We start from the raw sequence: 11,918 nt of genomic DNA on the forward strand, positions 1-11,918 counted from the left end.
AAAATTTTTATATCAGGAAATATATCAAACATATTGTATTTAGATACGTTTAAACAACTAATTATACATACTCAAGACTTCACAAATTGGATTTATTTCAAAAAAAATACATCACACACAATAAAGTTTTCTTTATTAGAAGAAAAAGAGAAAATTTATAATTCTGATGCTATTTTATATTTTTGGCCAAACAGCAAATATGAAGCTATATTTCATTTAAAACATATATTTTCTCAATTAAATAAAGAAAAAAATTTTTTTTTAGTTGGAAAAAAAAACAGTGGCATAAATACTGCCAAAAATTTGTTAAAAAAATGGGTAATATTAAAAAAAATAGATTCAGCAAAACACTGTTTATTATTTTATGGAAAAATAATTTCAAAACCTAACTTTCAACTTGATCAATTTATACATAACATAAACTGGAATCAAATCAAAATACAAACTATTCCAGGAATTTTTAGTTATAAAAAAATCGATCTAGGTTCTAAATTATTAATATCAACTTTTGAAAAATCAATAACAGGAGATATACTCGACATAGGATGTGGATCAGGAATTTTATCAGTATCATTAGCTCAATATTCAAAAAAAAATAAATTTTTTTTAATAGATACTAATATGGCAGCTTTAAAATCTAGTGAATTAACATTAAAATGTAACAATGTAAAGGGAAAAATCTTTCCAAGTAATGTTTATTCACATATTTGTAAAAAATTTGATTTTATTATGTCTAACCCCCCTATACATAAAAATTCAAAAATAAATTTAAATTATGTGAGTGAAATAATCAGAAAATCAGAAAAATATTTAAAATCAAAAGGAGAAATAAGAATAGTAGTAAGTTCTAATATATTTTGTGATAAATATTTTAAAGATACTAAACTGAAATACAAAATCTTAAAAGAAAAAAATAACTTTAGAGTTTATCAAGGGAAAAAATATTAAAAATGGATTTATAAAAAGTTCTACCCAGAGCGGGAATCGAACCCGCAAAGCTTTATATAGCCGAGGGATTTTAAGTCCCTTGTGTTTACCAATTTCACCATCTGGGCTTACTAAAAGTAATTTTTATATAAACCATTATAGGCGCATCCCGGAATCGAACCGGGTTAAACGGATTTGCAATCCGCTACATAACCGATCTGTCAACGCGCCAGAAATTTTACTCTATCAAAATTAATATAAAATTACAAGTATTTTGATACTAATTAAAATGTTATGCGATATAATACTTATTTTTCCAATGGTTGAAATATAAATATAAAAAGAATTTCTTTAAAAAATATAAAAAATATTATATACTGCAGTTTCATGAAACTATGAAATGGAGGAATGGCCGAGTGGTTTAAGGCAGCGGTCTTGAAAACCGCCGATGAGAAATCATCCGAGAGTTCGAATCCCTCTTCCTCCAGAAATTTTATTTTTTTAAAAAAAATAATGAAAAATGAGATAATCGCACTCCTAATACAAACAACATTAAAAAATAGCTACAACCAGATAAAAAACAAATTAAAATTAATTGAAATAATTTATGGAATATAGTTATTGAATGCCAATTAGAAAAAAAAACTAAATTTAAATACAATACAAGAAACATAATTATAACAGAAATAAAAATCTTTCCTAAAAAATTTAACCATCCATATTCTGGAAAAAAATATTTTTTTCTAATAGAAATCCAATATAACAAGACAAAATTAATCCAAGAAGAAATACTACTTGAACAAGCAAAACTATTATGCTTTAAAATAGGAAGAAATAATATATTCATAATCTGTGTAACTATTAAAATAAAACTAGAAATTATTACAGGATTAATAAAATCATTTTTAGAATAATATTGGGATAACATAACTTTCGTTAAAATTGATGGAATTAGTCCAATAGAATAAAATTCTAAAATATTTTTAGTCATAATTACATCGAATATTGAAAAATTTCCATATTGAAATAATGCAATTATTATTACTTTTGATAAAATCATTAAAGACAAAGAACTAGGAATAGCTATTATACACCCTACTCGAAGAGCCCAGTCTAACAATTTATAGTTTTCTTTATTATTTTTATTATTCGATTGTTGAGATAATAATGGCAATAAAATAGTTCCTAAAGATACTCCTAAAATACCTGAAACAAATTCTGTTAATCGATCAGCATAATAAATCCATGATATAGATCCAGAAATCAAAAATGAAGAAGAAATAGTATTTATAATCAATGAAATCTGATTAATTATAATTCCAAAAATAATGATTTTTGTTCTTTTTGAAATTTTATATAATTTAAAATTTTTTATATTACATTGAGGAAATACTAACATATTAATATTTTTTAAAAATAAAATTTGATAGATCAATTGAATTAATCCACCTAACGAAAATGCCCAAGCTAAAGAAAAAATAGATACATAAAAATATGAAGAAAAAAATAAAATAAAAATTATAATACTAATATTTAATAAAATAGAAGAACAAGCTGGTATCAAAAAATAATTCCAGGAATTTAAAATAGAGCTAATTAGTGATCCTAAGGAAATAAAAAGTATATAAGGAAAAATTATTTTAAGTATCTCTGTTGTTAAATATAACTTATAAAAATTTTTTTTTAGTCCAGGAGAAATGAAAAAGATTATTTGTGATGAAAATAGTATCCCAAAAATTGTAAAAATGCTTAAAAAAACAACCATAAAACCTAATATATTAGAAACTAGTTTTTTAACATGCTCTATATTATGAATTTTTTTATATTCTGACAAAATAGGAACAAAGGTTTGCAAAAAAAAACCTTCTGAAAAAATCCTTCGAAATAAATTTGGAATTCTAAAAGCTAAAAAAAAAGAATCAGTTAGTCCTGATGCTCCGAATGTATATGCGATAAGCGAATCTCGCATAAAACCTAATATTTTAGAAAAAAAAGTTATAATACTTAATAATGTTAGTGATTTCAATACATTCATAATATTATTTTCCCTTTTTTATAACTAGTCCCATGATATAAAATTATTATTTTTTTAAATAATATTAATTGAATACGATTGTTAACTATTGACATGTAGAAATTAAAATAAAAACTCATTATAAAGATCCTAAAATCAGAATATATACTTAATAGATTATAAAATATTGAGAAATAATAAAATATATAAATAATTTTTATAAACATCTAAAATTATGAAAATTTTTATTATTTTTATTTAATTAAACAATAAATATTTAATGTATTAGAATAAAATTCTACTTTTTTAAAAATTATTTTTTACCTTATCACAAAAGACCTGATAACATAAAATATGTATTTAATAAAAAATCTTTTACTAAATTACAAAAAAAATAGTACAAATTATCTATTAAAATTGAGAAAATACACTAATTTTATTAAATTTACATTAAAATTTATAATAAATGAATATTTTATGTTTAATTCATAAAAAATAGTAAAAATTTTATATATTTAATAGAAAAAATCTTATCAATAGAATTTTAATGAGATTCTGAAAAAATTTTAAGTTTAAAAAATTTAGAAAATATAAATACTAAAGAAATAATAGATTATACGAATTTTTAAAATTATAAAATTGATGTAATACAATAATCACTCTAAAATTATATACTACGTAATAAAAATATGTATTATTCAATAAAATTTAATCAAAAAATAAACATTTTAAACTATGGCAAATATTTTATTAAAAGAAATTTTTTATTATATTAAGTTCCTAACCATACAAATTCAATTAAATTTATTTAAAATATCAAAAAATCTATTAAAAAATTACAATAATACACAAATACATAATTTTATTTCAAAAAAATGAATGTAAAATAAATTATAAAAAATTATTAAGTTACAATAACATTTCCATCATTGTCTACTAGTCCTAATATTATTTTCCCATTTTTAAGTTTTACTCTCACTATTTGATTTTTATAAGCATTATTAATAGCTCTTCCTTTAGAAATAATTGTAAATCCTTCATTTTTTATCATGACTAATACTTTTTGATTAATTTTAATTAACCATACAGGATGTAATAAATTTTTAGTAATTAATTCATTTTTATTTATTTTTTTAAAGCTTATTAAATTTAACGCTTGTTTTTTATTTAAATACAATTTAAAAAACTTTTTTTGTAAAACTCCATATTTTACAAATATATCTGAATCAATTAGTTTTTGTCCTTTTTTAATATTTCGAGAAGCTACTATATATTCTCCCTTAATTTCTACTTTTACTTGAATAAATTGATGTATATGACCGCAAATTACTTTAATGTTCATTAATTCTGATGATTTGAAAACATCTAATAAAATAAATGTTGGAGAAAAACAATTCATTTGTGTTTTATAAGGAATTTTATTATATAAAAAAATACTCATATTATTAGAATAAAAAGTTTGTTTTTCTTTTAAAAATTTAATAAGATGTTCTTGAAAAGAATCAGCTTGAACTGAAAAAGAAAAAAACAATAAAAAATTTAAAAAAATATAAATCTTTAAAATCATATGTTTTCCCGTTTTAATTATATTAAAAATTTTTATAATTAAAAATTAAATGTATACTATTCCAAGTAGTTATTGTTCTATATAAAGTATATTTATTAAAGACTAATGTTTTAAACATTTTAGTTTAATATACCTTAAAAATATAATTAATAGAAAAAGATTAAAAATTTAATATATGAATAATACAAAAATATTAAATTTTTTAAAAATACTTTGCGGATTGAAAATGTTAAATAAATTAAATCAAGAATTCTATGTAAATGAATGTATATTAAACCTACGTGCGTATCAACAAGAACTAATTGCTTCAAATATTGCAAACAGTGATACACCTAACTATATTCCAATAAACATTGATTTTTCAAAAACATTGGATTCTTTACTTAAAAAAAGCAAAAAAAATTTTCAAAATGAATTGAAATTAACATCTAAAAAACATATTCCTTTAAAAAAATTCAATATTATTAATGACAATCAAAAAATTGTAAATAAAAACTATATTTTTACAAAAAAACCAGTAAACGCAGAATGTGAAAAAATTAATTTTATTAAAAATAGTCTATTTTATCAAATAGAAATCTCTATTATAAACAATAAATTTAAAAATCTTATGAATATATTAAAAGGATAAATTTATGTCATTATTAAAAATATTTGACATTTCTAATTTAGCAATGATGGCACAATCCCAAAAAATGCAAGTTCATGCAGATAATTTAGCTAATATAGATAGTTTAGTAAATAAAAATGGAAAATTACATCCATATATAGCAAAAAAAGCTATATTGCAATTTTATACTACTAATAATTCTCAATCTAAAAGTACACAAGTAAAAAAAATAATAGATGATACAAGTCCATTAAGAAAAATATATGATCCAAATAGTCCTATTTCTGATTCTAAAGGATTTTCTGAAATTTCAAATGCTAATGTAGTTACTGAAACAGTAAATTTTATTGCAGCATCTAGAAATTATCAAGCAATGCTAGAAGTACTTAATACAACAAAATCTATGGTTATAAAAACACTAACAATAGGACAATAAAATACGATATTTTTAAATTATTAGAATTTTTATAAAATAAAATTTTTTAAAAAATTTTATTTTATCTTTAGATATAATTGTTAAATTAATATTAATATTAATTATCTTAAAATTATAAAATACACATATTAAAATTATACATAATTTTTTTAGTGCTTAAACATATGATGTACATAATAAAAGTTCAAGAAACTATTTTATACATATATTATAGTTAAAAAAATAAACTAAATATATTTGATTTATCTAAAGTTACTTTAATGAGTTTTAAAATCTGCTGCAATTTTTAAAAGATATGATATGTTTAAAAAATAAAAATTTTAATTAAAGTTTTTATATTAACTTTTTAAAATTTCTGTAATAATATTACACATAAAAATTAATATAAAATATTAATATTTGATTTTAATTTTTTATATTTTATATTAATATCTCCTGAATTACTTTTAAAAAAGAAATTTTATAAAATATTTATGGAACTTTTAAAGTACACAGCTATGATGTCTGCAAAAAGAATATTAGATAATCAAGAAATATTTGCCAATAACATAGCCAATGCGTCAACAATAGGATTCAAATCTATACTAATATCTCCTATTATTTTATCTAATAACATATCCGAAAAAGATAATGAGAAAGTACTTAAAAAATACTTTGATCCAACACCAGGAGTTTTCAGACATACCCAGCGTCCTTTAGATATTGCTATTATTAACCAAAATGGGTGGTTAGAAATAAAAACTAAAAAAAATAACCTAGCTTATACTAAAAATGGAAATTTACAAATAAATTCAAAGAGAGAATTAACAAGTCTGGGAAATATAGTTATTGGAAAAAATGGACCAATAATTATACCAGAACATAAAAACATAAAAGTACTCTCCGATGGAACAATAAAAATTGTCAGAAATAATAACAATGTTGATGAAACAATCGATAAAATTAAATTAGTAAATATTGACTTTAAAGATTTAAATTATAAAAATGGTGGATTGTATTTTTTCGAAAAAAGTAATTTATATAGTAAAAATATTAAAAATTGCTCAAATATAAAAATATTATCTGAAACATTAGAAGATAGTAATGTAAACGTTTCAGAAAACATAATTAAAATCATTGAAGATTCCAGAAAATTTGATATTCAAATGAAAATATTACATAATTGCGATGAAAACACACAACTTATTAATAAATTTTTAAACATTAACAATTAAAGGATTCTTTAAATATGATACCATCTTTATGGATTGCAAAAACTGGATTAGATGCTCAACAAATAAATATGAATGTTATTTCTAATAATTTAGCTAATGTAAGTACTAATGGATTTAAACGATCTAGAGCAATTTTTGAAGATTTAATTTATCACACTATACGACAACCAGGATCTAAATCATCTGGAGATACAACATTACCGTCTGGTTTACAAATGGGGACAGGAGTAAGACCTGTATCTACAGAAAGAATTCATAATCAAGGAAATCTTTCTAAAACCGATTCTTCTAAAGATATTGCTATAAATGGAAATGGATTCTTTCAAGTACAACTTCCAGATGGAGATTCAGCTTATACAAGAGATGGATCATTTCAAGTAGATCAAAATGGCCAATTAGTTACAAATAGTGGATTTCCTATACAACCTACAATTAGTTTTCCATCAAGTAGTATAAATATGCATGTAGGAAGAGATGGAACAGTAACCTTTACTGTACAAGGCCAATCTCAACCTGTTCAAGCAGGACAAATACATCTTGTTAATTTTGTTAATAGTTCTGGATTATCAAATTTAGGAGAAAATTTGTATCAAGAAACTGAAGCTTCTGGAAGTCCTATTGTTACTGCTCCAGGACTAAACGGGACTGGATTACTATATCAAGGATATGTGGAAACTTCTAATGTTAATATTGCAGAAGAACTTGTTAATATGATTCAAACCCAACGTGCTTATGAAATTAACAGTAAAGTTATTACTACAGCTGATCAAATGCTACAAAAATTGTCTCAATTATAACATAACTTTATACGTATTTCTAAAACTATAAAAGTTTTATTAAATTAGAATTGTTAAGGATTATATTTTTAAAATATGACATTCACTTTTAGAATTAAATATTATTTGGTTTGTATTTTGTTTGTGACACTTAATGGTTGTGTGTTAAATCCAAGCAAAATATTAAACCAAGATAAGTCGAGATTTTCAGATTTATCCATAATATGGCCAGATTTAATTAATAATTCAAATTATAAAGAACAAAATACAAATATTTCTTACTTTGAACCATTATTCGAAAATTATAGACCGCATAATGTAGGAGATACTCTAATTGTTGTTTTAAAAGAAAACGTCAGTGCTAGTCAGAATTTATCTAATAATTTAACACATGATGGTAGTACTGATTTAGGAATAACGTTTGGTACTAATCATAAAAATAATAATTATGAGAATCAAGCTGGATTAAATGGTTTTTCTAAAAACGATTTTACAGGGAAAGGTAGCCTATTTGCAAACAATACATTTGTCGGATTAATTACAGTTACCGTTCGTCAAGTATTTCCTAATGGAAATTTAGAAGTTTCAGGAGAAAAAAAAATTTCCATTAATGACGAAAAGGAAAAAATACGTTTTTCCGGAATAGTGAATCCTCGTAATATTTCTAAAGATAATTCTATAATATCAACTCAAATAGCTAATTCGCGTATCGAATATATAAGTGATGGATTTATTAATAAAGGTCTTCGTATTGGTTGGTTTCAACGTTTATTTTTAAGTATTTTATCGATTTAATATAATTAAATTTAAAAAAATTTATTTCAATATTTCCTTGGTTAATACTTTATATAAAATATTTAATTATTGATATCAATCAATTAAGGAATATTATGTTCAAAAGAATATTATTGAAATATGTATTTACACTGGTTTTATTAATAACTACAAATACATATGCTGAAAAAATAAGAGATTTAATTACTATTCAAGGAATTCGCGAAAATCAACTTATAGGATATGGTTTAATCGCCGGTTTAAATGGAACTGGAGATGATACTAATCATATCCCATATACTGTTCAAACACTGAAAAATATGTTGGCTCAATTAGGAATTGATTTTTCTATGGAAAAGAATATGCGATTAAAAAATATTGCTTCAGTAATAGTTACAGCTAAGTATCCAAATTTTATTCATATAGGGCAAAAAATAGACGTTATAGTTTCCTCCATTGGAAATGCAAAAAGCTTAAAAGGGGGAGTATTATTAATGACTCCTCTCAGAAGTACTGATAATAAAATATATGCTATTGCTCAAGGAAATGTTACAGTCGACGAGAAATACTTCCAAAAAAATACCTTTAAAAATTCTTCAATTAATCTATATAATAGTGGAAGAATTGTTGATGGCGCTATAATAGAAAGAGAAATTTATACTAATTTCGGAAAAAATAAAATTATCGTTTTACAACTCAATAATGAAGATTTTTCTGTAGTTCAAAAAATTAGTGATTTAATTAATACTAAATATCCAAATTCTGCAGTTGCACTAAATTCTAAAACTATACAATTACATACTTCCGGAGATAGTACTGTACAAGTTAAAATGTTGTCAACTATTCAAAATATTAATGTTGATCTACCGATTCAAGATGCAAAAATAATTATTAATACTAAAACTGGCGATATTGTCATGAATAATGAAATAGAAATAAATTCATGTGCAATAGCACACGGAGATATATCTATGATTATTAATAATACAAACAATGAACAAAAAAAATTTCATATTCCTTTTTTTAATGTAGAGACTAATACTTTAGAAATTAAAGACAAAGATAATAAATATAATAATGATTACAAAAATAACAATGAAATTAAATACATTGACAAAGTTGTACATCTCAATAATATAGTTCGTGCTCTTAATTCACTTGGAATTAAGCCATTTGAATTGATATCAATATTACAAGCTATGCACAATGTAGGATGTCTACGTGCTAAGTTAGAGGTTATATAATAATGAATAAAAACTTTGTTTTTCCTATAAATCAAGATTCAAATTTTGAAATTACTTCTAAACTACCAAAATTTTTTGAAAAAAAACATGATAGTAATGTTTTAAAAATAGCAAAACAAGTAGAAGAAATATTTTTATACATGATGCTTAAAAGCATGAGAAATAGTTTTCCAAAAGATAATTTTATTAGAAAAGATCACGAAAATATATATTCAGATATGTACGATCAATTCATTACTCAAGAAATTAGTAAAAAAGGATTAGGATTAGCAGAAATGATCGAAAAACAGATAAATCTGTTAAATAAAAATATTGCAATTTAAAAAAACAAATTTGAAAAATTGAAATTTATTTTAAAATATTTGCAATATTTAATTGTTAAATATATAAAAATATATAACATATTATTGTAAATTTTTATTTTTATTTTTTTATAATTAAAGTTATTAAATATTATTTTAAACAAAACTTAATAATTAAAAATAAAAATATCTAATATACATAGAACATTAAATATTTATTATAAAATTTTATAAAAATTTTACTTTTTTAAGTATTCAATCTTCTATAAAATAGAATGTAAATTTAAGTTGTTAAAAACTTATTTGCTATATATTTTCACATCAATATAAAACTGTTAATAAATAATATTTATACAGACAAATAATATTAATGTAATAAAAAAATGTATTGAAAATATAAACTATAATTAATAAAAAATTTTTTACATTATTTAAAATTTTATACTATTTTAAAAAATTACATCTTAAAGTTTAAATAATATAAATTTATTTATTAAAAATTTAAACTTCATTGGTAAGTATTAAAAATATAATACGAAATAACAAACTATCTTTTAAAAGAAGTATATTCTAAAAAATTTTTATCTACTTCAACAAAAATAATATTTGAATATTTAATTAAAATAAAACTTTCAAATAAAAGTTTTTCATAGATTTGAATATCATCCAAAAATTTCAAATTATAAAATAAAATAAAAAAATATATGCTCAAGAAGCAGACAAAATAAAAATAAAAATAAAAAATACTTTTAAAAAATTTAAGAAACGTTTTTGAATTTATATATGAAATAACAATTAAAATTAATAATCATCATTTATTTTTTTCGTTACATATAGAACAATAATAATAATTAAATTTTTCTAAAGAAGCACTTAAACGTTGTCTAGACATTTCTAATAAACCAAATTTAGAAATACTCCCAATTTTAATACATGCACGATCTTTACGGAGAATATTACGTAAAAAATGTATGATCAATTTTCTATTATTAAGTATTTTCATATCAATAAAATCAATTACAATTAATCCTCCTAAGTCGCGCAATCGTAATTGACGAGAAATTTCATAAATAGCTTCTAAATTTGTATTAAATGCTGTTTGCTCAATATTTAAGTATTTTTTCGAATGAGCTGAATTTATATCAATAGCAGTTAATGCTTCTACAGTATCAATAGTAATAGAACCACCCGAAGGAAGTTTAAGAACGCGTTGAAAAACAGAGTTAATTTGTGATTCTATTTGATAATATTTAAACAATGAGCATTTTTTAGTGTACAATTTTATTTTATTTGTGAAATCATTTCGTCTTAATAAATGTATATATTCATATACATACTTGAGAATAATTGGATTATCAATAAGAATTTCATCAATTTCATTATAAAGACAATCGCGTAAAACTCGAAAAATTACATTACCTTCCTGATGAATTAAAATTGGCGCTGAACTTACTTTTGCAATTTCTTTTATAGTCTTCCAATTTTTTAATAAAATATCTAAATCTATTTGTAGTTCAATTGCTGACTGTTTAAAGCCTGAAGTCCTTATAATTAATCCCATGTTACGCGGAATTTTTAATAATGAAAAAATTTTTTTTAAATTAACTCTATTTTTACCGTTTATTTTTTTAGATATTCCTTGAATTTTTGGACTTTCAGGCATTAGTACCAAATAACTGCTAACTAAACTTATAAAGGTAGTAAACGAAACTCCTTTTTTCCCTCTTTCTTGTTTTCTTATTTGAACAATGCATTCTTGTCCTAATTTTAAAGAATTTTGAGTACCATGATAAAATTTATTTACATTATTTTTAAAAAAATATTTTTTAGAAATTTCTTTAAATGGAAGAAATCCATTTTTATTCGATCCGTAATCAACAAATACCGCATTTAAGCTTGATTCAATCCTAATTATTTTACCTTTATAAATGTTAAGCTTTCTTTGTTTACATTCCAAGTATTCTACGTCTAGATCATATAATATTTTACCGTCTACAAAAGCAATAAAAAGTTCTTCTTTTTTTTTAGAATTAACTAAAATTCTTTTCATTATA

General features: G+C 21.7%; 11 protein-coding genes and 3 tRNA genes. 9 read left to right on the plus strand and 5 right to left on the minus strand.

All coding sequences use genetic code 11. The annotated features are described in order from the left end of the window. The first annotated feature begins 33 nt into the window (after positions 1-33). Positions 34-948, plus strand: coding sequence for a methyltransferase (locus U0T64_01545; GenBank protein ID XBC41056.1), 915 nt, complete (start codon positions 34-36; stop codon positions 946-948). Between the two features lie 21 nt (positions 949-969). Here U0T64_01545 and U0T64_01550 read toward each other — a convergent pair. Next, a tRNA-Leu gene (locus tag U0T64_01550) sits at positions 970-1,055 on the minus strand. A 32-nt stretch (positions 1,056-1,087) separates the two neighbouring features. After that, positions 1,088-1,158 (minus strand) — tRNA-Cys (locus U0T64_01555). A gap of 171 nt (positions 1,159-1,329) precedes the next feature. On the opposite strand from U0T64_01555, the gene U0T64_01560 reads away from it, so the two are divergent. Further along, positions 1,330-1,414: transfer RNA gene (locus U0T64_01560), tRNA-Ser, on the plus strand. Between the two features lie 6 nt (positions 1,415-1,420). Here U0T64_01560 and murJ read toward each other — a convergent pair. Beyond that, a complete protein-coding gene (murJ, locus tag U0T64_01565) occupies positions 1,421-2,962 on the minus strand; it encodes a murein biosynthesis integral membrane protein MurJ (protein ID XBC41057.1) in 1,542 nt (513 codons plus the stop codon). Positions 2,963-3,845: 883 nt separating this feature from the next. After that, positions 3,846-4,508, minus strand: coding sequence for a flagellar basal body P-ring formation chaperone FlgA (gene flgA / locus U0T64_01570; protein ID XBC41058.1), 663 nt, complete (start codon positions 4,506-4,508; stop codon positions 3,846-3,848). 226 nt (positions 4,509-4,734) lie between these two features. On the opposite strand from flgA, the gene flgB reads away from it, so the two are divergent. The 7 genes from flgB (at position 4,735) to U0T64_01605 (ending at position 9,885) form a co-directional block, all read left to right on the plus strand. After that, positions 4,735-5,139: a flagellar basal body rod protein FlgB gene (flgB, locus tag U0T64_01575; GenBank protein ID XBC41059.1), complete on the plus strand. Its 405-nt coding sequence runs from the start codon at positions 4,735-4,737 to the stop codon at positions 5,137-5,139. A 4-nt stretch (positions 5,140-5,143) separates the two neighbouring features. Further along, positions 5,144-5,554: a flagellar basal body rod protein FlgC gene (flgC, locus tag U0T64_01580; GenBank protein XBC41060.1), complete on the plus strand. Its 411-nt coding sequence runs from the start codon at positions 5,144-5,146 to the stop codon at positions 5,552-5,554. Positions 5,555-6,027: 473 nt separating this feature from the next. Beyond that, on the plus strand, positions 6,028-6,768 hold the full coding sequence (locus U0T64_01585; protein ID XBC41061.1) for a flagellar basal body rod C-terminal domain-containing protein: 741 nt from the start codon (positions 6,028-6,030) through the stop codon (positions 6,766-6,768). 14 nt (positions 6,769-6,782) lie between these two features. Beyond that, positions 6,783-7,565 (plus strand): flagellar basal-body rod protein FlgG, encoded by a 783-nt coding sequence (flgG, locus tag U0T64_01590; GenBank protein ID XBC41062.1) that lies wholly within the window; start codon positions 6,783-6,785, stop codon positions 7,563-7,565. Between the two features lie 75 nt (positions 7,566-7,640). After that, positions 7,641-8,339: a flagellar basal body L-ring protein FlgH gene (locus U0T64_01595; GenBank protein XBC41063.1), complete on the plus strand. Its 699-nt coding sequence runs from the start codon at positions 7,641-7,643 to the stop codon at positions 8,337-8,339. Positions 8,340-8,434: 95 nt separating this feature from the next. Further along, positions 8,435-9,562 carry a flagellar basal body P-ring protein FlgI gene (locus U0T64_01600; protein ID XBC41064.1) on the plus strand — a complete coding sequence of 376 codons (1,128 nt, stop codon included), beginning with the start codon at positions 8,435-8,437 and terminating at the stop codon, positions 9,560-9,562. A gap of 2 nt (positions 9,563-9,564) precedes the next feature. Further along, positions 9,565-9,885 carry a rod-binding protein gene (locus U0T64_01605; GenBank protein ID XBC41065.1) on the plus strand — a complete coding sequence of 107 codons (321 nt, stop codon included), beginning with the start codon at positions 9,565-9,567 and terminating at the stop codon, positions 9,883-9,885. A gap of 790 nt (positions 9,886-10,675) precedes the next feature. On the opposite strand, the gene U0T64_01610 is transcribed toward U0T64_01605, so the two are convergent. Then, positions 10,676-11,914 (minus strand): Rne/Rng family ribonuclease, encoded by a 1,239-nt coding sequence (locus U0T64_01610; protein XBC41066.1) that lies wholly within the window; start codon positions 11,912-11,914, stop codon positions 10,676-10,678. Positions 11,915-11,918: the final 4 nt, after the last annotated feature.

It is taken from the genome of Buchnera aphidicola (Nurudea yanoniella) (assembly GCA_039829995.1).
GTDB lineage: Bacteria > Pseudomonadota > Gammaproteobacteria > Enterobacterales > Enterobacteriaceae > Buchnera_B > Buchnera_B aphidicola_AV.